Source organism: Dyadobacter sp. NIV53, assembly GCF_019711195.1.
Lineage (GTDB): Bacteria > Bacteroidota > Bacteroidia > Cytophagales > Spirosomataceae > Dyadobacter.
This window is the reverse complement of sequence record NZ_CP081299.1, coordinates 6399797-6422914: the sequence shown is the minus strand read 5'-3', so window position 1 is coordinate 6422914 and position 23118 is coordinate 6399797. Positions and strand designations below refer to the sequence as shown.

Genomic DNA, 23118 nt, shown 5'->3' with positions numbered 1-23118 from the left:
TGCAGCACCTTTGACACTGGAAACGGACGCTGTAAGATCACTTTTTTCACCTGTCCGTAACCAACAACAACCAATTCTTCAAGCGCTTTCACATTGGACAGCATCCTGACATTCAGTGTAGTGGCATTATCCGTGATTAATTCTTGAGTTTCAAAACCGATAAAACTAAAAACCAGTCTGGTACCGGCTGAGGCTTCGATTTTAAAATTTCCTTCTGCATCTGTTGTAGTCCCCTTACTGGTTCCCTTCACCGTGATGCTCACACCTGGAAGCGCCTCATTGTTATCTCCGGTAACCTTACCTATAAGATTGCTTTGCGCACTTACCCGCAAGGTGGAAAATACAATCAACATTAAAATCAATCTTCTGATCAGAAGTATTAATTGTTTCATAATAAATTGGTTAAAGTTTAGAAAAGCCAGTCATTAACTCCATATTGTAAAAAAATAAATCAGTATAGTACTATTTATATCTTCACAAATTTCCCTGTTAATAACCTTATAGAAAATGGACGCTCTTTTCTAAATGATGGACAATCCTATGAAAAACTTGAATTATGTACATCAAATATTGTTATATCAGTCGTATTTACGCTTTTGTTTTCTGAATCATTAAGTACAGAAACCCCTGCAGATATATACTCAGCCAGCTATTTCTATAATAAAAGTGATTTGCAGTGATTTCTATACACCATTTTATGATCCGTTATTAACAGAATTGACAATAACCCACTGGCATAGTTATGGTTGCACTTTCCAAAAAAATATTAAATTGACTGATATGGAAACATTCGCAAAAGTTATCCCGCATCTTTGGTTTGATAAGGAAGCTTAAAGAAGCAGCAGCATTTTATACATCTCTGTTCCCCAATTCAAGGGTAACCAGCACTACTACGCTAGAGAATACACCATCGGGTGATACCGACGTGGTAACGTTCGAGCTTTGGGGCCAAAAATTCATGGCCATCAATGCAGGCCCGCTGTTTAAATTTAATCCGTCTATCTCGTTCATGGTGAATTTTGACCCGTTGTTGTTTGGCTCATCTGCGGCGCCGGAAAAAGATGCCCGTGAAAAATTAGATGAGGCCTGGAACAAACTGGCAGACGGTGGTAATGTGCTCATGCCCATTGATAAATACCCATTTAGTGAGCGATATGGCTGGATCCAGGATAAATACGGCCTGTCATGGCAGTTGATACTTACAGGTTCCGAAGGTGAGCCAAGACCGGCGATCATTCCTTCACTTATGTTTGTAGGGGACAATTGCGGAAAGGCGGAAGAAGCTATAAGCTTTTATGTTTCTGTTTTCAAAAACTCACAATCCGGCTCTATATTCCGTTACGGTGAAGGCCAGCAGCCAGACAAGGAAGGCACGGTCATGTATGCGGATTTTAAGATCGAAAATACATGGTTTGTTGCCATGGACAGCGCACAGGAACACCAATTCGATTTCAATGAAGCTATCTCACTTCTGGTAAATTGTGAAGATCAGGAAGAGATAGATTATTACTGGAAAAAATTATCGTCAGTTCCTGAAGCTGAACAATGCGGATGGCTGAAAGATAAATATGGCTTATCCTGGCAGATTTCACCAACCGCCATGGAGCAAATGATGGATGAAGGTAATCGTGAGCAGATCAACCGGATCACACAGGCATTTTTACCGATGAAAAAGCTGGATATTGCAACATTGCAGGAGGCGTACGAAGGGAAATAGTAGCTAAACAGGCCCTGTTGAACCAATTTCACAAAGGTGATACCATAGTTACTACCAGTTAAAGCAGAGCATGGGTACCATCTTTATAATGATAAAATCCAGACAGGAATATAAGCGGGCTGTGTAAGAATTTGCCCGGTTGGATAAAGAAAATCGTTTCATCAGGATAAGATGACAAATTTTGAATTGTATAGATTGAGTTCATAATAATGGGTGATAAATCGCTTAAAATTTGAAATATCAACACATTTTGTATAAATAATTCACTTAAACAGCCACTAAACGTAACAATCAAGGAGCTGAGGAAAACTATACTTTGGCACAGTTTTCATAACAGTGAATTAAAACCAAGATTTATTTCAACAAAAAGAAAAACTGTTATGGCAACTACAACAAATGCAACTGGAGTACTTAATGACCTGATCGAAATCAACAATGACCGCGTAGCTGGTTTTGAAAAGGCTATCGCAGATATTAATGATGAAAACATTGACCTGAAAGAGCTTTTTCAGGAGTATGCAGAACAAAGCCGTAAAAACGGACAGGAACTGGCTGCAATAGTTGGTTCGGCTGAAGAAGTGGAAACAGGCAATAGTGTAAGCGGTACTTTACACCGTGCGTGGATTGATGTAAAATCATTGTTTGGCGGAAGCGACCGCGCAAGTATTCTGTCCGAAGCAGAACGTGGCGAAGATGCAATCAAAAAAGCGTATAAAGATGCTTTAAGCGAAGGTGAACTTCCTTCTGATGTTATCGCAACTGTAAGCAGCCAGGCGCAGGGAATAAATGCTGCCCATGACCGGATTAAAGCTTTGCGCGATGCTGCAAAGGCCTGATCTAAAAAATAATTAGTTGAAAGCTGCCTTGAAAGAGGCAGCTTTTTTAGTTTAAATTGAATGATTCTGCTTGAAAAAACTATTAGTCAGTTTCTGGCTATCCGTAAGATTTGTGATAGTTTAAATATAGTCAGATCAATCCGATTGCAGAAGTCAGTATACTTTCCGATCATCCATGGGCGACAAACCTTCGTACCTGAATTTCGATAAGCCAGCCTATGCCTGGAAACCTGATATCGATTATCGGGAACACCCTGAACTATACCGCGTTGGAAAAGGTGAACAGGGTGTTTTGATTTGTGAACCGTATAAATCAGAAATCGGACAATTCTGGCGTTTTAAAACCAAAGTCATTGCGGAGGAAAGCAGCCGTAAAATTTATGACCTTTTTCTGGCTTATCTGGATCAGAAAGACTTTGTCGGAGCCGATATGGCGCGCAAATATTTACAAATGGGCTTTACCCGCGCACGCCGGTATGCCAATTACAAGGGCGGCAAAAAATATGATAAAGATCATGACTACCAGCTTCTGGAAAAAGGTACCGGCGAACAGGAAAAAGCCGAAGCCGCTACCATATTTTTCACCAGATGGAAAGAAGCGGAAAACAATGCTGAATATGCACTTATAAAAAAGAACTGGAAGAACACATCAGGTTAAATCCGCAATTTTCACCAGAATTCAAAACCCGTTGTGGCTGAAACACATTACCGTCAAAATCAGATATTTGTACTGTATTTCCATAAAGATATTTACATTAAATAATCATTTCAGCAGCAAATAATTCCTCACAATAATAGCTTTTGTAAAGCCTCCTCAACAGATCTGGTAAAGTTGATCTGGTTTTTCTTATTACTCTCGAAGATAAAATCTTTAAGGCTTTTACTCTTATAATTAGAAAAATCCCCGACGATGGCCAGCCTTACTTTGTAATTGGAATATTTTTGCAGTATCTCGCCAGCCATGCCAGTTTTAAGCTCAAAAAATTCCGGATTGAAATTCTTCTCATGCAGGATTATTTTATCAATATCCTGGTAATAAATATCTGCAAGTATCTGAAGGCTGTCCTCAGGATTGGAGACCAGGATAATTTCTGAGGTAATCTCCGCTATTTTGGTATTATTCATTTCGTGTATTAAAATATCCATAAATCAATGTTGTTTATTTCAAAAAACGCATGCATTACTTCCTGTTTTTATTTAGATAAAAATTGATTTCAGTTATAAAAACCTAAATTAGAAAACAAAACGCCTGATGACAGAGCAATCAAAACGGAAGCCACTGGTTGCCACACTTGCAATCAGCACGTATGCACAAAGTTACTTCAACAAACTGCGAAAACAGCATTTTCCGGCTGAGCGTAATTATCTGGATGCACATCTGACTCTCTTTCATGCTTTACCAGATGAACCGTGGATTATGGAAGATCTTAAAAAACTGGCAATAGATCAACTGCCTTTCGAGGTCAATGCCCAGTCTATTGTATCTCTTGGAAATGGGACTGCTTTTAAAATTGCATCGCCCGAGCTGCCCTTACTTCATCAGAAGCTTCAAAAAAACTGGTTTGATTTTCTGACCGACCAGGACCGGCAGAAAAGAAACTTTCATATTACAATACAAAACAAAGTAGAATCTCAGGCTGCAAAAAAACTACAGGCGGATTTAGCGAAGAATTTCAAACCATTCAGCTTTACCATCTATGGCATTGACTTGTGGCGCTATCATCAGGGTCCATGGGAATATATAATGAACTTTGGTTTAGGGCAAGATTCACCTTCCCTTTGAGCACTTCACAAATGCTTTTCCTATTTACCAACCTTATTCTTTTCAGCTACTAAAATAGGACATAAAATTACTTTGCTTACCTAAAAACGGTTTAAAACCGGGTAAAAGCCCGCCGGCATTTACTTATGCCAATTAATAAAAAGTAATGTCAGAATTGTTAAAGACCATACATGAAACTCAGATCTTTTATTTTAACCGCCATCCTGGTAACAGGAATATTAACGGCGCAGGCTCAACTAAAATTCAATACAGAAAAATTCAACCGGAAAGGTGAAGCTACACTTTGGATACAAAAGGAGCTGGTGGAGATTACCTGGCCAACCGGGGAAGGTAAATCAGGGAAAGTACAATTTGATATGTCACCTTCCAATCCTTTGTTCAAACGAATCGCTCTTGGTACGAAAACGGAGCCGATTATTGTGTCAGAAGATCTGGATGCAGCATTTTTGCTGACCGTAGGAAAACGGGACCTGATGTCACAGAACGGATGGAATATATTTTTCGATAAAGTACCTCTGCGGCCTTTTCAGACTTTTAAGGTAGTCCTCAAAAAAACTAATATTGCAGTAAGGAGTACTGGCACCCGCACCGTGGTAACAATCGGAAGCCTTACCGCCGACCGGTTTTCGGGGGTACTCGAAGTGACTTTTTACAACGGCAGCCCCCTGTTTAATATTGCAGCCGTAATGTCAACCAAAGCTGAGGCAACAGCCATCGTGTATGATGCCGGACTGGTTAGCAGAACGCAGAAATGGACAAATCTTTCCTGGACGAACACGGCTGATCAGATGGAGTCGGCGGCTGTACAATATAGTGATTCGGCAAGAAACCTGGGCGTGAAATACCGCACCATCGCTGCCGGAAGCAAAGGCGGTTCAATGGCCATTTTCCCTGCACCACACCAATATTTTTATCCGCTTGATGAAGCATTCAACCTGAAATTCATCTGGCATGGAAATAATTACAGGAAAATGCTCGATGGTTACGGTATCGGGATCCGGCAGGAACTGGAAGGTGACCGCCGCTTTGTTCCGTGGTTTAATGCCCCTCCCGGAACGCAGCAGCGTATGAATTTTTTCTGTCTGATAAGTAATGCAGAAGGTAATCAAGCTATTGATGCCGTTAAAAAATTCACAAATTCTGATCGTTACGTCAGGCTTCCGGGCTTCAAAACGATGTCAAGCCATTTTCATAATGAGTTTATCATGAATGTCGTGCTGGCGGGCAAACCGGTTCCGGAAAAACCTGAGTTTGTCGAAGTGTTCAAGCGGCTCGGCCTGGATATGGTCCACCTTGGAGAATTTCACTATACTGCTCATCCCAAAGGCCCGGATTCACTTCGGCTCAGGGAATTGAAAGCGCTGTTTGAGCAATGCCGGCGACTGTCGGACAACAACTTTCTGCTTATGCCAGGAGAAGAACCCAACGAATTTTTCGGCGGGCATTGGCTGCAAATTTTCCCAAAACCCGTTTATTGGATTATGTCGCGTGATAAAGAAACGCCTTTCGTCGAAGACAAGCCGGGATTTGGCAAAGTGTACCATATTGGTGATAAAAAAGACATGCTGAAATTGTTACAGGATGAACAGGGACTGGCCTGGACTGCTCATGCGCGAACCAAGGGATCGGTTAATACCCCTGACATTTATAACCATGAAGCGTTCTTCAAATCCGACCGCTTTATGGGTGCAGCCTGGAAAGCGATGCCTGCCGATCTTTCGCAGCCCCGGCTGGGTAACCGCGTGCTTGATCTGCTGGATGACATGAACAATTGGGGAGAGAAAAAAACCGTGATCACAGAAGCCGACCTGTTCACAGTTACGCAGGAGAACGAAATGTATGCACATATGAATGTCAATTACATGATGCTGAACCAGCTGCCCGGATTTGACTCAGGCTGGAAACCCGTTGTAGACGCGATGCAGCATGGGAAATTCTTCGGAACCACCGGAGAAGTACTGATACATGAACTGAAAGTAAACGGAAAGTTGTCCGGTGAAACGCTCACGCTGAATGCCGACGGCACGGCCGATGTAGACTTAAAATTGAGCTGGACTTTCCCGATGAATTTTGTGGAGGTCATATCGGGCGACGGGGAAAAAGTGTACAGGGAACAAATCGAACTAACAAACACCCGCGCATTCGGCGAGCAAAAATTTCAGTTCCATCCTAAACTGAAAGGCAGAAAATGGATGCGCATAGAAGCCTGGGACAGCGCTGTAAACGGTGCTTTCAGCCAGACTTTTTATTTGGAGCCATTAGCGCGTTGATAAATAAGCATACTTCGCATTGCCGAATGATCTTATCAGTAATGCGATTATAGGTGTTATTCTTCATTCATCAGGTTATCCTTAAATTTGAATTATTAAATCTTTGGAATGGAGAATCAAATAGAAATTTATCAAAGTGGTGATGGTGAAACTCAGGTTGAAGTAAAATTTGAACAAGACACAGTTTGGCTGGCGCAGAAGATGATGGCTGTCTTGTTTCATACGACGGTGCCTAATAGTAATATGCACCTTAGCAATGTATTCGATGAAGGTGAGCTGACAAAATAGGCAACTATTAAGGATCTCTTAATAGTTCAAATGGAGGGAAAAAGAGAAGTAAAACGAAACCAGAAGGTTTACAATCTTGATGCAATTATTTCTGTTGGTCGCAAATTATGCGACAACTGGTTATTTTTTCAATTCAAAACTGATCCTAAATGAGAAAATGGGACAAAGTCGCTATGCTTCATACCAGACTATTTTCAAAACATCTCTAAAGATGGGGCTGAGATCTGATTATAGCTCATTTGTTCCCTTTAATTTGCTACGCTAAACCCGTGGCGCCTTTTGCGGCGGCATGGCCGACCAGGCCGCTGCCGCACTTTCTTTTAATTTAACCCATCATTCCATTTGTACACTAAATATTTTTCAAAATATAAAACACTGATATTCACCGCACTGAATTAAAAATATTATTTTATTTAATATTAACTGCAATTAAGAATAAAATAAAGTACTTATATTAACTGCAATTACGATTAATAGCAGATCATGAAGAAGACGAAACTGGGTGAGTTCGAAGAGCTCGTATTGCTTACAGTAGCAGCCTTACAGCACGATGCGTACGGAGCGGAGATAAAAAGGGAGCTGGAAACACGGTTGAAAGAAAAACTAAGTGTAGGGTCTATTCAGTCGGCATTGAAACGGATGGAAGAAAAAGGCTTTCTCACCTCAGCCTTCGGCGAAGCCACTTTGAAAAGAGGAGGTAAACGCAAACGCATTTACTATACTACTTCCTATGCGCTTAAAGTGCTGGAAGAAATTAGAGCAATACGCGCCGATCTGTGGAGTTCAATTCCTTTGACAGCCTCTGAATTGAAAATGATATGAGTGCGCCTGAGCATATTCAACCGCCTCAATGGCCATTGCGTTTGATGCGGGGCATTTTACGGACGGAATACCTGGAAGAAATTGAAGGCGATATGGAGGAGATTTTTCAGGATAATCTTCATCAGTATTCTGTAAGGAAGGCAAAGCGGATTTATACATGGGAAATGTTAAAGTTGCTTCGCCCGGTGCTATTGAGAAATTTTAAATCATCCTACACTTTTACACCTTATGCCATGTATAAAAATTATTTTCTGATTGCCTGGAGAAACCTGATTAAAAAGAAAGCGTATTCGGCCATTAATATTCTCGGATTGGGGGTAGGAATTGCCTGCTGCTTTCTGATTTTTACGTTTGTGCAAAGTGAACTTTCCTACGATACATATCATAGCAAGCGCGACCGGATCTACCGCATCATACATGGAACCAGAGTTTCCGAAGATCCCCGAAATCTGTCGAAAGAAGGCCCTTCCTGGGTCTGGGGTAACGCCCCTGTCGGACCGGCACTTAAAAATGACTTTCCTGAAATAGAAAAAGTAGTTCAGTTTTCAGGCAGGTCTGACATTCTGCTGACTAACGATGATAAAAAGTATCAGGAGAACGGCGTATTCTTCATAGATTCCACCGTGTTTGATGTATTCAGCTGGGATTTGTTGCAGGGTGATCCTAAAACTGCATTGGTCAATCCGTATAGCATCGTACTGACACAGAGCACGGCCCGGAAATATTTCGGCAATGAAAATGCATTGGGTAAAATGCTGAAAGGAAGCGATTCACCAGGCAGAGCGAATGCCGGTCAATACATCGTGACCGGTATCATGAAGGATCTTCCCGGCAATTCTCACTTTAAGTTTAATGCCCTCCTTTCGCTGAGTACGTTTAAAAAATCGTTACCGGAAATCTTTGAGACGTGGGACTATGTTGATTTCTACACCTACTTTCTGGTAAACGAAAAATTCAATGAAGCTGCTTTTAAACAAAAGCTTCCTGAATTTGTAAAGCGGCAGCGCAAGGACCCGAAAACAAAATATGTCATAGAGCTGGAATCGCTGAACGATGTTTACTTAAAATCCGAAGCGGACCGCCAGCCGGGAGAAACCGGAAGTCTGTCAAACATGTATATTTTCTCTATCATCGGGTTGTTCATCCTGGTCATTGCCATGATCAACTTTATGAACTTGTCCACGGCCCGTTCCATGGAACGAAGTAAAGAGGTCGGCATCCGCAAATCAATTGGTGCTGCCAGAAGCAGCTTGATCTCTCAGTTTTTAGGCGAATCCTTTGTGATCGTTTCTCTGTCGATGATAACTGCTGTAATTCTGGTGGTGGTCTCGTTACCTTTTATGACAGGACTGACCGGAAAAGAATTTGAACCAGGCATTTTAATCCATTGGAAAAGTATTCCCATCATTATCGGAGCCATGGTGTTGATCGCTTTTGTGGCGGGTTCTTATCCGGCACTGGTTCTCTCGGGATTTAGTCCGGTTCATGTGTTGAAAGGTATGACCAAGTCAACATCAGGTGTAAATCTGCGAAGAGGATTGGTGGTTTTTCAATTCAGTCTTTCCATACTGCTCATCGCGGTGACGATTATCGTCTATACACAAATGAATCATTTACTGGATAAAGATTTAGGCTTTGATAAAGAAAGTATGCTGGTAATCGACTACAACTACGATGAGGCCGTGAATGCCAGGTCGCAGCTTTTAAAGACAAGGCTGGAAGAAAACCCATCTATTGTTTCAGTCGCTTTTTCCCGAAGCGTTCCCGGAAGCTTTTTCCCGCATGCCGGCACGGAAATAGAAACAAAGAATGGCGAAACGAAAATGATGGGGCAACCCATCTTCGAGGTCGGAATAGACTTTATACCCCATTTTGGCTTAGAGCTCGTTGCAGGCAGATCATACTCCAGAGATTTCCCTGCGGACTCCAGCAGTGCTTTGGTCATTAATGAAGCAGCAGCAAAACAATACGGATATAAAAATGCCGAAGAAATCGTGGGTAAAAAATTCAGTCAGTGGGGAAGAAAAGGTGTGGTGATCGGGGTCGTGAAAGATTTTAATTTCACTTCTTTGCATCAAAAAATCGAACCGCTCACCCTGCCTTTCCAGGCCTATTCAAGCCGGTATCTATCCATTAAAGTTAAGTCAGAAGACCTGACAAAAACGATTCAGCAGGTTGGTGCCATCTGGAGTGAAATAGAACCACACAGGCCTTTCCTTTACAGTTTTCTGGATGAAGATTTTAATCGCCAGTATCAGGATGATTTTACTTTCAGAAAGTTGTTTACCACATTTTCCTGCCTGGCCATAGCCATTGCATGTCTGGGACTGCTCGGACTGGCGACGTACATGGCAGAGCAGCGCACAAAAGAAATCGGTATCCGAAAAGTGTTGGGAGCAGATTCCCGCACGATCGTTCTGTTGCTTTCCAGCGACTTTATTAAACTGGTTGTCGTGGCTATTCTGATTGCGACTCCGGTGGCGTGGTACGTAATGAACCGATGGCTTGAAGGTTTTGCTTACAGGGTGGAGATCAGTTTCTGGATTTTTGTTTTAGCGGGGCTGATCGCCTTTTTTATTGTTGCGCTTACCATCAGTTATCAAGCCATAAAATCAGCGTTGATGAATCCGGTAACGTCACTGAGAAGCGAATGAGATCATTCAGCTGGCGCAGGTTGTACGGTGCCAGATTGGCACAACCCAACGACCTGCGCAATTCACATCTATGCAAGACCACATTCGCGACCTACTTAATCGCTTTCAGTATAGCGAGCAACTTAAAGAGAGCGCCGTTTTTCGAATCCTTTTTGGAGGGGAAAAACCCAGCAAGGTTATGGCTGATTTACATATTCATAATAGTTATACGCTTCGTAACTGGGTACTTTTGTATCAACGAAAGATTCAAACTGGTTTGATAACTTTACCTGCTATGAAAAAGGCACGGACACAGGACATTACAGACCTGAAACAACGGATTGAGGAATTGGAATATGCCCTCAATCAGGCTAACTTACTGATTTTAGCTTTGAACACAATGATCGAGGTTGCCGAAAACGAGTTAAATGTACCCATTCGAAAAAAGTCTGGTCGCAGTGGCGCACTACCCAAACAGTCTTAAAGCTTCGCGATAACGAAATCGCAAAGGTAAGTGTCGGAAACCTTTGTCGTCTGTTGGCCGGGCCGCCGACGCGGTTTCATACCCCAGGTTGGAAAGCTGATAAATACTACGTCGTATTTTTCGATATCAGCTATTTTTGTTTTTAACGGTGACAAATAGCCTGTTTCATTTTCATTGGCAACCTGTGCGATGGTAGCCTTATAATTTTACGGATATGGCTTTGCCAGTTCCAGAGCTACCAAGGTTCCTCCGGTACTTTTTTTAATCATTTCCGCAACAGCCTTCGTGTTGCTTGCTCTGGATAAATACACAATTAACACCTTTTCAGATGATATTAATTGAGCATTTGAGCTAACCCATATGCAACATAAAATTATTATTAACAGAAAAATGATTCTTTTCATACCTATTTCTTTAACGGCGCTTCGACATCGGAGAATGCAAGCACAAAGTCCGGCAAACGAGCACCTTTAATTTCAATCGTTGCCAGTTCTGTATTGAACTGTTTTAATTCATCTTCATTAAACTTTACAGAATCTGCTCCGTTATTTTCCAGCATATGCGCCATTTGTGTTGTGCCGGGAATGGGCACAATCCACGGTTTTTGCGCCAAAAGCCAGGCCAGTGAGATTTGTGCTGCGGTCGCGTCTTTTTGTGCTGCCCACTTTTTTACCAGGTCAACAAATACCAGGTTATTTTTAATATTTTCAGGAGCAAACCTGGATTCCCCACCTCGAATGTCACCCGGAGCATACCGTGTATTTGCATCAATAGCGCCTGTGAGAAAGCCTACACCAAGAGGGCTCCATGGAACAAAGCCAATGCCAAGTTCCTGGCATAAAGGAATAATCACCTTTTCCGGCCCTCTCCATAAAAGCGAATATTCATTCTGGATAGCCGTAACGGGATGAATCGCATGTGCACGTCTGACGGTTTTAGCGCCTGGTTCGGATAGTCCGTAGTAAAGCACTTTTCCTTCTTTGATAAGGTCTTTAATTGCTCCAGCAACGTCTTCAATCGGAACAGCCGGATCCACACGGTGCTGATACAATAGGTCAATACGGTCGGTGCGAAGGCGTTTGAGCATTCCTTCCACTACTTCCTTAATATGTTCCGGACGGCTGTTCAAACCCGGAAGACGCTGATTAGTGTTAGTGTTGTGGCTTATTGGTAGCGCCATTCATTTTCACCGGTCTGAGCAGTTGTGAAAAAGTAAGGGAACCCATTTTCCATTTACCGTTTTCACGGATGTATACCTCAGTGACCATAAAGGCATGAGTAACCGCTCCGGCGGCCCGGTTCATTTCCACCGACCACAGCCAGGAGGTCAATGTCGTTTAAGAGGATAGCAGTATTGTTAAAAATATTAACAGAAACTGTGTAAACTTCGGCTTTTTTGTACCAAATGCCGCCACCCTTAATTACATCGAGCTCTCTGTCTTTCCCCCAGCTACCTCCCATATGGACAAAGACTGCCTTATCATCAAAAAGAGCGGCTAATGAGTCTATATTTTTTTCTGACATCCAGCGCCATTTATCTTTTGAAAGCGTAGCGATCTGTCTTTCTGCGTCAGATGTATTTGCATTTTGTGTTTGCGCGGATACGCTTTCGGGCTTAGACAGGATAAGCGCTAATCCAACAATGAAAACAACCAGATTCCTGGTTAACCATTTAAGATTTGTAATTTCTTTCATAATGATGGGTTTGATTCGTTTAACATTGGTTTATATCTAGTGTTTGATGACATGGGTGTCCCGTACACTGCTAAATGTCAGCGCTAACATTTTCCAACCATTTCCTTTCTTTTTATACACCTCAGTCACTGTAAATTCGGTATTCGCCTCAGTACCCCGAACCATAGCGGACAATGTAATGCGGCTCCAGATGATTGCCGTGTCATCAAAAGTCTCTACTGCCACATCATGCACGTCCGTTTTTTTGTACCAGATACTTCCTGTTTTAATAATTTCAAAGATCTCATCATGATTTTCAATGTCTGTTTCCAGATATTTCGCAGGATTAGTCTCAGAATTAGCGTATGCGCTTAGCTCCAACGTCAGGTGATATTTGTTCGTTTTCTTTAATGTTTTCATAGGTTAAAAATATAATCTTTACAGGAATCAATCCCGCGAGTTAAACTTATAACTTTCTTTCCCCCAGCCATTTTACCATTTTAGGGTCACGGTGATCAAAAAAGGCACTGGCATTTGTGTCCAATGTTTTGATGGCTTCCATTTCTTCGGTATTTAGCTGGAAATCAAAGCTGTTGAAATTCTCGGCCATCCTTTCTTTACGGACCGATTTAGGGATTGCAACTATACCTCTCTGCGTGAGCCATCGGACAACCACCTGTGCAATTGTTTTATTGTATTTCTCACCAATCGACGCCAAAAGCTCATTTTGAAAAAGCCCGTTTTTTCCTTCTGCAAATGGCCCCCAGGATTCGATCTGGACATTGTTTTCTACCAGAAACTGTTGTGTATCTACTTGCTGATGGAAAGGATGTGTTTCAATTTGATTGACCGCCGGAACAATTTCATTGTGAACAATCAAATCTATAAGTCTGTCCGGGTGAAAATTACTAACGCCGATAGCCCTGATCCTGCCCTCATTGTACAACTCCTGCATCGCTTTCCATTCCCCGTAAACATCACCAAATGGTTGATGGATCAGATACAAATCCAGATATTCTAGTTGCAGCTTCTTCATTGAAGCTTCAAAAGCTCTCTTTGTGTCCTCATATCCATTGGATTGTATCCAGAGTTTAGTTGTAATAAATAGGTCTTCACGTGGTTGTCCACTCTTTTTAATTGCTGTTCCTACGGCTTCTTCATTTCCATAAGAAGCGGCTGTGTCTATCAGACGATAACCGGTTTCAATAGCATCCAGTACGCTTCGTTCACATTCCTTTGGGTCTGGTACCTGGAATACTCCAAAACCCAAAATGGGCATTTCAATACCGTTATTTAATTTTACTGTTTCCACTATATTTTAGTTATCTGTTGATGATGCAAAGTTCCTGACATAAACAGGCAAATTTTGTATACTAATTCCTGTTTTACCTACCAATGTTACTGTTTAGGAAATTCATTATTTTTTCGCAGCCTTTTCCATGACATCCAGCCGTGCCTTTTTGGGGTCGGGAATACCTACCGCCGTACCGTCTGCCCGAAATTCCAGAATTTCACTTTTTTCGGATCGTAAATGGGCCATTTTGGTAAACCCGTTCCGTTTGGATCTCCTGTTTTAGCAAAATTGGACCAATAAGTGTTCATCATTTTAGCAACTTCAGAATCCTTAGATGTTATAGCTGCTTCATTTCGTCCTGTCAGATTATCAAACACATAAGCAATTTCAGATGCGTGTGATGCGCCATATTTCATCCGCTGCTTCATCGACTCGGCAACGTAGGAGAAAAGGTAAATGTATGCCCGGTCGCCTTTGGCAGTAAAAGCATTTGCGGTGAACCTCGCTGGCTCAGCCCATACCTTATCCGTATTAACCATTGTAAGCACTTCGGCAAAATCCGTTTTATCTTCCAGGTCATATGCTGCTGAAAACGCTACTTTTACAGTTTCAAATTGCTCCAGCAACTCTTCCTTTGACCTGGCATTGACAAATCCGGCTGGAACCTCCGCGCTGTTTGATCCGATAATAAGTGGTACCCTGGACTGTCTGCCTGCCTTATATGCACTCTCTGCTGTTTCTACGACAAGCTTACCGTCCAGAATCGGCCCAGAATAAATAGGTTCGCCTCCTTCTCCATTATTTTCTTGTCCACTGTCCACGATATCTTCAACACTTAATGAACGGAGCTTGGCAAGTGCTGCCGCATCTTTGGTTTCAATCCCATGTTTTTTCGCATAGTTTATTCCAATCGCTTCTGCTGAAACCGGGTAATAAGGGTCAGCATTTTCCTTATTTATCGGCCTGGCTGTCAACACACCGTCCCTGCCACCTCCGGACTCAATAATTGCCTTTTGGAACAGGCCTTTCGCTGCTGGAATTGTTATTAAAGAATGTACCGAAACACCACCTGCAGACTCTCCGAAAATTGTAACGTTTTGGGGATTACCTCCAAAGGCCTCAATATTCTGCTGCACCCATTTAAGTGCCGCAATCTGATCCATGTATGCATAACTACCTTTAAGCTCCTGTGGATACTCCTTAGAGAGGGCAGGAAATGCAAAATGGCCAAGCCGTCCGAGGCGATAATTGAAACTGATTAAAATGACTCCCTGCCTGGCAAAGTGATCACCGAAAGTTTCCGGATAAGAGCTGCCTCCTCCCACGAAAGCGCCACCATAAATCCAAACCATAACAGGCAGCTTTGCTCCTCTTTTTGCTCCTGCCGGCCTCCACAAATTCAAAAAAAGACAATCTTCGGAAGTATTTTCCCGAATTGTGCCAGCCTTACGCGGCCAACATGCCTGCGCGCAATCTGAGCAAAACTTGCTCGCATCGCGTACCCTTTGCCAGACAGGAAAGGGTTTTGGCGGCCGCCACCGATACGCACCCACCGGCGCGGCAGCATAGGGAATTCCCTTGAAGCTGTCAAAATTTCCTTCTATCACGCCTCGTACCGATCCTGACAAGGTGCGAACTACTGGCCCCGCGGCCGATGTACCACTGGGATGTGTTTGTTGGGCGCGCAACCCCAAACTCATGATGATGGAAAGACCTGTTAAAAGTTTTTTCACTTTGAAAAACCGTTTTAAGTTGGGAAAAATTACTGAAAAGCCTGCCAATATTACTGATTCAGATATTGTTGATCTGTTACCGCTGCCCCTGATGTTACACCGCCTTTATCCAGATTTGGTGTTGCCACTGTATGGATCATAGGTGCGTCAGGTGTTGCTCCATGCCAGTGCATGACGCCTGGTGGGGCAACGATGGCTTCACTTTGGTTAAGTATTTGCTTGGGTTTACCCTTTTCCTGATACCAGGCTGTGCCCATTGTTACAACAATGACCTTTCCTCCTGCGTGAGAATGCCATATTGTTCTTGCACCGGGTTGAAAACTTACCCTGCTAACACCACAATTCATCTGTGGAACCTGGGCAAGTCTGCTGGCAGAAGATGCACCACCCGTTATAAAGCAACCTACCTGCAAAACACCCTGCCGTCCGGCATTGGTGGTATCAGCACTTGTCTGGCCAAGGACATTATTTGAGAGGAACAACAAGAAAATGCTGACTGCTAATAGCTCGCTTAATACATGTTTCATACATTGAAAAGGTCGATAGGCAGCTTTCTGAGACGTTTGCCCGTGGCTGAAAAAATTGCATTTGCAAGTGCCGGTGCAAAAGGAGGAACACTTGGCTCTCCTACACCTTTCATTTTACTTCCGTCTGCTATGATGTGCACCTCAATAGGGAATGACTCATTGATACGGGGTACCGAGTTATCATAAAAATTATTCTGCTCCACAATCCCGTTTTTAAACGTAATCCCAGGTTTTGTAGCTGCTGACATAGCCATGATAATCCCCCCTCCATCTGGTTTTTCACATTATCAGGATTGACCACAACGCCAAGATCAATAACTACTATAACCTTATCGATTTTTACTACTTTTTTAGAAGGGTCATAACTCACTTCAACGACCTGTCCGCACTGGCATCCAAAGAATTTCCACTGGGCGATACCCCGGCCTTTGTGCTTTGGCAGGACAGATTCCCACCCAGATACTTCTTTAAGTTTTGTTAAGAGTTTGTAGGTATCAGAATCTTTGGCGACCATATTCAATCGAAATTCCATAGGATCTGCCCCTGCTTTTACGGCCATTTCGTCAACAAAACTTTCGTGGGGAAAACAAATGGTAGAGCTAACTACCGAACGAAAAGCGGCACCCGGAATATGGGAGTCAGTTTTAACGTAGGATGTTTTTAGATTCGGTATCTGATAATCCTGGGTACCGATTCCTTCTACCATACTCGGATCAAGCTTGGTTTGATCGAAATTTTTAAAAAGGGATTCATGAAAATTTGGCCCGATTACTTTATGCCGAAAAGCGGTCAGTTTCCCATCTTCACCGATAGTTCCACTCATTTTCGAGAATGTCATCATGCGCCATGGTCCATTCTGCGTCACTTCTTCTCTGCTCCAAAGTGTTTTTACAGGCCTGTCTATTAATTTAGCGACATTGACTGCTTCAACGATATAGTCGTAATAAAGCCGCCTGCCAAAACCGCCGCCAATAAACATATTGTGGTATTTGACATTTTCAGGCTTAAATCCAGTCAGTGCAGGGATGTCATTGTTTCCAGGACCGGTTATTAGATTAGGCACCTGGTTTGATGACCAGATCTCTACTTTGTCGCCCGCAACCTGAGCAACACAGACCATCGGTTCCAGCGTTTGATGGGAAATAACCGGAGTTTCGTAAAAGGCATCAACCGTATTTTCTGTTGTCGTTTTCACAGCATCAATACTACCTATATTTTTATCAATCATGCCTTCCTGATCCTGCTGGTCCCGCAGATACTGGTCATAATCGGAAGAATTGTATGTTTCGTGACCTTTGGTGTCCCATTGAATTTTCAGTTTCTTTTTGCCCTGCATTGCATTCCAGTATGAATCTGCAATCACCACCACACCAATAAAACTGTAAATTCCAACAATTCTTTCAACCTCAGACACCTTGACCACACCCGGCATTTTAAGGGTTTCACTGGCGTCAAAGCTCTTTAAAGTTCCTCCAATAACAGGGCACCTGCTCACGGCAGCATGCAACATTCCGGGAACTTCAACATCAATACCAAATACTGCCTTGCCCGACGTTTTCAGTGGAACATCAGGACGGTGGGCCTGTTTGCCAATAATTTTAAAATCTTTGGGATCTTTTAGCTTAGGCTCTTTTGGCAGCTCTATTTTGGATGCTTCCTCTAATAGTTCACTGTATGCTGCTGACTTTTTGCTGGGACGATGAATAATTTTTCCATTTTCTGCATAACAGCTGGCTTCATCAACCTGCCATTTATTACTGGCAGCTTTAATAAAAACAGCTTTTGCAGCTGCACCAACAGTCCTCATCTGGGTGTAGCTGCCGCGTACCGAAGTACTGCCTCCTGCACGCTGCCCGTTGCCAAATTCTTTTTCACCTCCCGTGTTTTTAATGATTACCTGATCAAGTGACACCTCGAATTCTTCGGCGATCAGCGCAGGAATAGACTGAAAAGTCCCCTGCCCCATTTCAGGTTTGGTGTTAAAAAGTGTTATTTGACCGTTTGACTCAACGAGAATGAACGGTGTAAAATTCCTTGCAATTGCGGCAACAGAGGTTTTAGTTGCTGCGCCTTTGGCGGATAGTCCCAGCCAAATCGCAACACTTGCAGTGGATGCCCCTTTAATGAAATGCCTTCTTGAAATATCATTCATAGTGCTATTTTTTAACCGTTACACCATTTTATCTTGGATGTAACCTTTGCCAATACTTGATGCAGACTAAGTCATCAAAGGCTAATAATCATTGCTTTTATAGCTGATGTTTTGTTATTTATCCAAGCCTTTTTCCTTTAAAAATTTAGACATCTGGTCTGCTACTTCAATATTATTCAAGTCCGAAAAAGGGAAATGGGTATTTCCCTTGATTCCGATTTCTGGAAGATGAACGACCGTCACATCTCCACCATGTTTATTGACAGCATCTCTCCATAACCTGGCCATTTCAAGACGGGCACGCCAGCCATCCTGCCCCGGATTATCGATTTGTTTATCAGGAATAAAATCACCGTAATAAATAATGATCGGGATCCTGGTCAGTTTCATAAAGTCGGCCATGGGTATACCAGTCGCTTCCAGTGGGCCAGAGGAACTGGCAATTGGCAAGGGTACCTCGCCTTGCGGAAAAAGAAAACCACTGCCTGGTTCGTAGCAGACAACAGCCTTCACATTACTGTTTTTAACGACCGTCTGCCAGCCAAAACCACCAGAATGAGAATGGGTAACCAGGATTCCCTGACCAATTTTATCAAATAGTTTTGAAGTGGCACTAGCGATCACCTCGGTATCAAAGCCCCCAATATTGGGCGTTATCTGACGGAAATATTGATTAAGAGCTTCCGGATCCTTGGAAAATTGAACACCTGGAAAGTAGTCGGGCCAAATGCCAACCCGGAACGTACCGAACCAACCTTGCTCATCAGGTATCGGTGCAATCGTAGCAGCTACGGTGCTGCGACCTGCATTTCCTCTGCGCGGCTGATCGATCAGATAAACGCCGAAATTACGTCTGAGGAAAATATTTTGAAATCCTTCACGTCCATCCGGTGTTGTTTCCCAGGTTTTCGAAAACTGCCCTATGCCGTGCCAGAATACCAGCGGTAACTTTCGGGCTTTATCGGGAATCTGATAAAAAACGTATGCATGGTCTCCGTGAAAGGTTTGCCCTTCGGGAGTCCGGGTCTTTGCATCAAATGTTCCGGGATTAGTTATGATACTGCCACCCACAGCAAAGCTTCCCTGCTCGCGAATGCTTAATAAATTAGCGTTTTTACTTATTTTACCTGTTGAACAGGAATAACCAGTCAGGGAAGTCCCGATTACTAAACTCGAAAAATAAAGATTTCGGATTACCTTTTTTAACACAGCCTTTTAATTTAAATGATTTTACAAAGAATTATTATTGCGAATCTAATTTACCGTTTTGCTCGAAGTTCGTGGTTAAGCAAATGCTAAATAATACCAAATAAATTTTTCATTGAGGATGTTACCGGGCCAGTAGGATATTGCGGTTCTTTTACTCGATACCTGCAAGCATTTGCATTGATCACTCCAGCCAATGCAGCATTGTAAATGCCAAAATCCAGTTTGAACTGGCCAACATCAGATATTTCGATTTCATCTAATAGTAGGTACTTGCTGCTGCTTACGTCAGCTTTGTAAACAGACCAGGTGCGGTCCGTGTCATTACCTGGTTTGCAACCAGAAAACCACGCAACGGCAAAAATCAAAAAAATCTTGGTCAGTAAAGTGTAAACATTTCGTCCCGACATAATCACAAATATTCTTTCGGTTGTTCATTCCTAAAATATTGATTTGCAAAGTTCTCGTTTCTCTGTTCCATCTTATGTATACAGATTCCTGATTTGTCTACCAATATTACCGATCCGGGGTACGGTTTGCATCTAATGGAAAATGATCAACTAAATTTGTAGATATAGTTATCTAAATCCCTGGTCTATGGAAAATATCCTGAGATTCAAAACAATTCATGAGTACAACGCTTTCAACAAGCATGAAACTCTTCATCCACTGGTAAGCATTGTCGATCTGTCTAAAGCAGATCCGAGAGAGTCGCGCCGGATGAGTTATGACTTTTATGTGGTGTTCCTCAAAAAAATTCATTGCGGTGATCTGCGGTATGGTCTTAATATATATGACTATGAAGAAGGAACACTGATTTTCCTTGCACCAGGCCAAGCTATTGGTGAGAACATCAAGGATAATTTTTACCAACCTCAAGGGTATGCACTGGTATTTCATCCCGATCTTTTGCTGGGCACAACGCTTGGACGACATATGAGTGACTATACTTTTTTCTCGTATGAAGTCAACGAAGCGCTTCACCTTTCGGAACAGGAACGGAGCATTGTAAAAGATTGCTTTTCAAAAATTCAGTATGAATTGGAGCAGCGAATTGATAAACATAGCAAAAAGCTGGTTTCTGCCAACATAGAGCTATTTCTTGACTATTGCGTACGGTTTTACGACCGGCAGTTCATCACCCGGGATACAGCCAACAAAGGTATCCTGGAAAAGTTTGATGGCTTGCTTAACGAATACTTTCAGTCGGATAAACCACATCAACTAGGCCTACCAACAGTATCTTACTGTGCTGACGAACTTAATATTTCTCCCAATTATTTCGGGGATATAATCAAAAAAGAAACCGGCAAGTCTGCTCAGGAATTCATTCAGATGAAGATCATCAACATGGCCAAAGAGCGGGTATTTAATCTCGATAAATCCGTCAGTGAAATTGCTTATGAACTCGGATTTAAATACCCCCAGCATTTTAGCCGGTTGTTTAAACAGCGTGTTGGAATTTCACCCAATGAGTACCGGATTCATACGGATCTGAACTAGAAATAAGCAAATAGACGAAGTTGCCTTCCCAATTCCAGCCGAGGCTCCTGTAATTAATAATGTTTTTTTGATTTTTTGGTGTTCGACAGGGCAAAGGTGGTTTTAATTAGAATGGAATTATTTGCCATTTGGCAAAAAATGGGGCATTGGTGGCTTTGTCAATGGGCGGAAGGTTTAGAGGGCTTACCTCGCCGAGGTTTAGCTTTTCTAACATTATGGAAGATTCGGAACATTGATGAAAAGCAGGCTATGAATACCCCTCTATCAAACGGAAGAAATCCCCCGTTCAGTCAGCTGGTTAAACCGGACACAATGCTTCGGGAACATTCCCAATAATGACCCGTAAATTTTTATTACAGCACTTTTCCCAGACCTAGAAAATCGGTTCCAGTTTATCCACCCATCCTATTTATAAAAACCACAAAACAATACCCAGTACCAACCCGCATCCAAACCCAGGAACTTTTAACGCCCAATATTCTGTCTAATTCTAAAATGAAACTGAAAAACATTTAATGAAGAAGATAGGATTTTTATCGTTTGGACATTGGGCTGACCATCCGGCTTATAAGGCGCAAACAGCAAGTGATACCTTGCTGCAATCTATTGACCTGGCTGTTGCAGCCGAGGAAATTGGTTTAGATGGCGCTTATTTTCGTGTTCATCATTTTGCATCTCAGTTAGCATCGCCTTTTCCGCTGCTTTCGGCCATTGGTGCCAAAACAAGCAAAATAGAGATTGGAACGGGTGTCATTGACATGCGTTATGAAAATCCACTGTATATGGTGGAAGATGCCGGCGCTGCGGATTTAATTTCCGAGGGGCGACTGCAATTGGGCGTTAGCAGAGGGTCTCCGGAACAAGTAATTGACGGGTGGCGGTATTTTGGATACGAGCCGCTTGAAGGAGAAACCGAAGCGGATATGGGACGCCGCAAGGCATTGGAATTCCTGGAGAGACTAAAAGGTAAAGGATTTGCAAGGCCAAATCCAAACCCGATGTTTCCGAATCCGCCGGGCTTATTGCGTTTGGAACCACACTCGGAAGGGTTGCGGGAGCGTATCTGGTGGGGCGCCGCTTCTAATGCTACTGCTGTGTGGGCGGCCGAAAACGGAATGTATCTTCAAAGTTCTACGCTGAAATACGATGAGAACGGCAAGCCTTTTCATGTGCAGCAGGCGGAACAGATCAGGTTGTACAAAGAAGCCTGGAAAAAGGCGGGTCACCAACGTGAACCAAGGGTGTCGGTAAGCCGGTCTATTTTTGCATTGGTAAACGATCAAGACCGCTATTACTTTGGACAGGAGTCTGACCGGAGAGATAAAATCGGGATGATTGAACAGGACAAACGCGCGATTTTCGGTAGAAGTTATTCGGCTGAACCGGATCAGCTCATCAAAGAATTGGCGCAGGACGAGGCTATTCAGGAAGCGGATACGGTTCTCCTGACAATACCCAATACACTGGGGGTCGATTACAATGTACATGTGCTGTCCTCTATTTTAGAGCATGTGGCACCTGGACTTGGGTGGCGTTAAATCTTTGACTGACAATGGTTCAGAGAAAAAGAGCGCACTGATTCAGGATGCTTTTCTTTCACAGTACCCGGTTTTACCCCAGCTTAACGGAAAATGGTTATTTCTTTGTGGAGTGCCCGGCTGGTGTAAACAGCGCAGGAAAAATCTAAAAAACAGGATGCCAGAAAGCAAAGCGATAAAACGAAATAGTGTTCCGAAAATCTTTTTAGAGTGGGAAGCCTGAAAACGGCTTCTTACTCTAAAGGAAAACATACTAGGAGTATTGGATTGTTAAAGATTTGAATCAATAGTTAATTATACTTGGCCACTACAATTTTAAAGAATTCTTTCCTGCTTTTAAACCAAGTGTTTTGCCTTTCCATATAAAATTACCAGATGTCTTTTCCGGAAGTTCAATCTCAGCTTGTATCGCGCCTTGCTTCACTTTGTAATTAACCAATATCTTCCCATTCGGATGTGGCATCTCCCCGCTGATATCGTCAATTGATCCCAAATGCGGAGTGATCAGTACTTTTGAAAAGCCTGCGGCATCACTGTTAATTCCCAGGACAATTCTGAAAAATTCAATGTTTGGACTTGATCCCCATGCATGGCAATCGGATCTTGATGTATTTACATCAGAGGTCTCGGCCCAGGTGGTAAGGCCCATATCGATATT

The 23118-nt window shown here is 42.7% G+C and carries 24 protein-coding genes and 1 pseudogene; 12 read left to right on the top strand and 13 right to left on the bottom strand.

Annotated elements, in window-relative coordinates; translation table 11 throughout:
- Positions 1-125: 125 nt before the first annotated feature.
- Positions 126-353 (bottom strand): annotated as a pseudogene (locus tag KZC02_RS32195) (carboxypeptidase-like regulatory domain-containing protein); the annotation flags it as partial.
- Between the two features lie 464 nt (positions 354-817).
- On the opposite strand from KZC02_RS32195, the gene KZC02_RS26425 reads away from it, so the two are divergent.
- From KZC02_RS26425 to KZC02_RS26415, 3 genes are all read left to right on the top strand, one after another.
- Positions 818-1717, top strand: coding sequence for a VOC family protein (locus KZC02_RS26425; protein WP_229253823.1), 900 nt, complete (start codon positions 818-820; stop codon positions 1715-1717).
- 380 nt (positions 1718-2097) lie between these two features.
- Entirely contained in the window at positions 2098-2553 is a 456-nt protein-coding gene (locus tag KZC02_RS26420) for a PA2169 family four-helix-bundle protein (RefSeq protein ID WP_221391400.1), read from the top strand.
- 175 nt (positions 2554-2728) lie between these two features.
- Complete coding sequence (locus KZC02_RS26415; RefSeq protein ID WP_221391399.1) at positions 2729-3211, top strand: DUF4385 domain-containing protein; 483 nt, start codon at positions 2729-2731, stop codon at positions 3209-3211.
- A 128-nt stretch (positions 3212-3339) separates the two neighbouring features.
- Here the strand turns inward: KZC02_RS26415 and KZC02_RS26410 are convergent, their stop codons facing one another.
- Positions 3340-3699: a DUF4180 domain-containing protein gene (locus KZC02_RS26410; RefSeq protein WP_221391398.1), complete on the bottom strand. Its 360-nt coding sequence runs from the start codon at positions 3697-3699 to the stop codon at positions 3340-3342.
- A 106-nt stretch (positions 3700-3805) separates the two neighbouring features.
- Between KZC02_RS26410 and KZC02_RS26405 the strand changes: the two genes are divergently transcribed.
- The 6 genes from KZC02_RS26405 (at position 3806) to KZC02_RS26380 (ending at position 10833) form a co-directional block, all read left to right on the top strand.
- Complete coding sequence (locus KZC02_RS26405; protein ID WP_221391397.1) at positions 3806-4336, top strand: 2'-5' RNA ligase family protein; 531 nt, start codon at positions 3806-3808, stop codon at positions 4334-4336.
- Between the two features lie 170 nt (positions 4337-4506).
- Entirely contained in the window at positions 4507-6606 is a 2100-nt protein-coding gene (locus tag KZC02_RS26400) for a hypothetical protein (protein WP_221391396.1), read from the top strand.
- 108 nt (positions 6607-6714) lie between these two features.
- Entirely contained in the window at positions 6715-6894 is a 180-nt protein-coding gene (locus KZC02_RS26395; RefSeq protein ID WP_221391395.1) for a hypothetical protein, read from the top strand.
- Between the two features lie 483 nt (positions 6895-7377).
- Positions 7378-7716, top strand: coding sequence for a PadR family transcriptional regulator (locus KZC02_RS26390; protein ID WP_221391394.1), 339 nt, complete (start codon positions 7378-7380; stop codon positions 7714-7716).
- Positions 7713-10370, top strand: coding sequence for an ABC transporter permease (locus KZC02_RS26385; protein ID WP_221391393.1), 2658 nt, complete (start codon positions 7713-7715; stop codon positions 10368-10370). The genes KZC02_RS26390 and KZC02_RS26385 overlap by 4 nt, the downstream gene beginning before the upstream one ends.
- 178 nt (positions 10371-10548) lie before the next feature.
- Positions 10549-10833, top strand: coding sequence for a hypothetical protein (locus KZC02_RS26380; RefSeq protein WP_221391392.1), 285 nt, complete (start codon positions 10549-10551; stop codon positions 10831-10833).
- Between the two features lie 406 nt (positions 10834-11239).
- On the opposite strand, the gene KZC02_RS26375 is transcribed toward KZC02_RS26380, so the two are convergent.
- From KZC02_RS26375 to KZC02_RS26330, 10 genes are all read right to left on the bottom strand, one after another.
- Positions 11240-12013, bottom strand: coding sequence for an aldo/keto reductase (locus KZC02_RS26375; RefSeq protein WP_229253822.1), 774 nt, complete (start codon positions 12011-12013; stop codon positions 11240-11242).
- Between the two features lie 77 nt (positions 12014-12090).
- Entirely contained in the window at positions 12091-12528 is a 438-nt protein-coding gene (locus KZC02_RS26370) for a nuclear transport factor 2 family protein (RefSeq protein ID WP_310590378.1), read from the bottom strand.
- Between the two features lie 36 nt (positions 12529-12564).
- Positions 12565-12927: a DUF4440 domain-containing protein gene (locus KZC02_RS26365; RefSeq protein ID WP_229253821.1), complete on the bottom strand. Its 363-nt coding sequence runs from the start codon at positions 12925-12927 to the stop codon at positions 12565-12567.
- A 46-nt stretch (positions 12928-12973) separates the two neighbouring features.
- Positions 12974-13819 (bottom strand): aldo/keto reductase, encoded by an 846-nt coding sequence (locus KZC02_RS26360; protein WP_221391391.1) that lies wholly within the window; start codon positions 13817-13819, stop codon positions 12974-12976.
- A 164-nt stretch (positions 13820-13983) separates the two neighbouring features.
- A complete protein-coding gene (locus tag KZC02_RS26355; protein WP_221391390.1) occupies positions 13984-15534 on the bottom strand; it encodes a carboxylesterase/lipase family protein in 1551 nt (516 codons plus the stop codon).
- Between the two features lie 50 nt (positions 15535-15584).
- Entirely contained in the window at positions 15585-16061 is a 477-nt protein-coding gene (locus tag KZC02_RS26350; RefSeq protein ID WP_221391389.1) for a cupin domain-containing protein, read from the bottom strand.
- Complete coding sequence (locus KZC02_RS26345) at positions 16058-16201, bottom strand: hypothetical protein (protein WP_221391388.1); 144 nt, start codon at positions 16199-16201, stop codon at positions 16058-16060. The genes KZC02_RS26350 and KZC02_RS26345 overlap by 4 nt, the downstream gene beginning before the upstream one ends.
- The gene (locus KZC02_RS26340) at positions 16189-18213 is read right to left on the bottom strand and encodes a molybdopterin cofactor-binding domain-containing protein (RefSeq protein WP_221391387.1); all 2025 of its coding nucleotides are present in this window, start codon (positions 18211-18213) and stop codon (positions 16189-16191) included. Before KZC02_RS26340 ends, KZC02_RS26345 begins: the two co-directional genes overlap by 13 nt.
- 114 nt (positions 18214-18327) lie before the next feature.
- Positions 18328-19422: an alpha/beta fold hydrolase gene (locus KZC02_RS26335; RefSeq protein WP_221391386.1), complete on the bottom strand. Its 1095-nt coding sequence runs from the start codon at positions 19420-19422 to the stop codon at positions 18328-18330.
- 86 nt (positions 19423-19508) lie between these two features.
- Entirely contained in the window at positions 19509-19829 is a 321-nt protein-coding gene (locus KZC02_RS26330; RefSeq protein ID WP_221391385.1) for a hypothetical protein, read from the bottom strand.
- A gap of 187 nt (positions 19830-20016) precedes the next feature.
- Between KZC02_RS26330 and KZC02_RS26325 the strand changes: the two genes are divergently transcribed.
- The 3 genes from KZC02_RS26325 (at position 20017) to KZC02_RS26315 (ending at position 22683) form a co-directional block, all read left to right on the top strand.
- Entirely contained in the window at positions 20017-20922 is a 906-nt protein-coding gene (locus tag KZC02_RS26325; RefSeq protein WP_221391384.1) for an AraC family transcriptional regulator, read from the top strand.
- Between the two features lie 515 nt (positions 20923-21437).
- A complete protein-coding gene (locus KZC02_RS26320) occupies positions 21438-22460 on the top strand; it encodes an LLM class flavin-dependent oxidoreductase (protein WP_221391383.1) in 1023 nt (340 codons plus the stop codon).
- Entirely contained in the window at positions 22432-22683 is a 252-nt protein-coding gene (locus KZC02_RS26315; RefSeq protein WP_221391382.1) for a hypothetical protein, read from the top strand. Before KZC02_RS26320 ends, KZC02_RS26315 begins: the two co-directional genes overlap by 29 nt.
- A gap of 84 nt (positions 22684-22767) precedes the next feature.
- Here the strand turns inward: KZC02_RS26315 and KZC02_RS32190 are convergent, their stop codons facing one another.
- The gene (locus KZC02_RS32190; protein ID WP_229253820.1) at positions 22768-23109 is read right to left on the bottom strand and encodes an alpha-L-rhamnosidase C-terminal domain-containing protein; all 342 of its coding nucleotides are present in this window, start codon (positions 23107-23109) and stop codon (positions 22768-22770) included.
- Positions 23110-23118 lie beyond the last annotated feature (9 nt).

Bases quoted from the DNA above. Each gene is read 5' to 3' on its own strand.
- KZC02_RS26380 (WP_221391392.1), top strand. From the start codon at position 10,549: ATGGCTGATTTACATATTCATAATAGTTATACGCTTCGTAACTGGGTA.
- KZC02_RS26390 (WP_221391394.1), top strand. From the start codon at position 7,378: ATGAAGAAGACGAAACTGGGTGAGTTCGAAGAGCTCGTATTGCTTACA.
- KZC02_RS26405 (WP_221391397.1), top strand. From the start codon at position 3,806: ATGACAGAGCAATCAAAACGGAAGCCACTGGTTGCCACACTTGCAATC.
- KZC02_RS26365 (WP_229253821.1), bottom strand. From the start codon at position 12,927: ATGAAAACATTAAAGAAAACGAACAAATATCACCTGACGTTGGAGCTA.
- KZC02_RS26415 (WP_221391399.1), top strand. From the start codon at position 2,729: ATGGGCGACAAACCTTCGTACCTGAATTTCGATAAGCCAGCCTATGCC.
- KZC02_RS26315 (WP_221391382.1), top strand. From the start codon at position 22,432: ATGTGGCACCTGGACTTGGGTGGCGTTAAATCTTTGACTGACAATGGT.
- KZC02_RS26385 (WP_221391393.1), top strand. From the start codon at position 7,713: ATGAGTGCGCCTGAGCATATTCAACCGCCTCAATGGCCATTGCGTTTG.
- KZC02_RS26320 (WP_221391383.1), top strand. From the start codon at position 21,438: ATGAAGAAGATAGGATTTTTATCGTTTGGACATTGGGCTGACCATCCG.
- KZC02_RS26340 (WP_221391387.1), bottom strand. From the start codon at position 18,213: ATGAATGATATTTCAAGAAGGCATTTCATTAAAGGGGCATCCACTGCA.
- KZC02_RS26325 (WP_221391384.1), top strand. From the start codon at position 20,017: ATGGAAAATATCCTGAGATTCAAAACAATTCATGAGTACAACGCTTTC.
- KZC02_RS26400 (WP_221391396.1), top strand. From the start codon at position 4,507: ATGAAACTCAGATCTTTTATTTTAACCGCCATCCTGGTAACAGGAATA.
- KZC02_RS26330 (WP_221391385.1), bottom strand. From the start codon at position 19,829: ATGTCGGGACGAAATGTTTACACTTTACTGACCAAGATTTTTTTGATT.
- KZC02_RS26370 (WP_310590378.1), bottom strand. From the start codon at position 12,528: ATGAAAGAAATTACAAATCTTAAATGGTTAACCAGGAATCTGGTTGTT.
- KZC02_RS32190 (WP_229253820.1), bottom strand. From the start codon at position 23,109: ATGGGCCTTACCACCTGGGCCGAGACCTCTGATGTAAATACATCAAGA.
- KZC02_RS26420 (WP_221391400.1), top strand. From the start codon at position 2,098: ATGGCAACTACAACAAATGCAACTGGAGTACTTAATGACCTGATCGAA.
- KZC02_RS26410 (WP_221391398.1), bottom strand. From the start codon at position 3,699: ATGGATATTTTAATACACGAAATGAATAATACCAAAATAGCGGAGATT.
- KZC02_RS26350 (WP_221391389.1), bottom strand. From the start codon at position 16,061: ATGAAACATGTATTAAGCGAGCTATTAGCAGTCAGCATTTTCTTGTTG.
- KZC02_RS26395 (WP_221391395.1), top strand. From the start codon at position 6,715: ATGGAGAATCAAATAGAAATTTATCAAAGTGGTGATGGTGAAACTCAG.
- KZC02_RS26375 (WP_229253822.1), bottom strand. From the start codon at position 12,013: ATGGCGCTACCAATAAGCCACAACACTAACACTAATCAGCGTCTTCCG.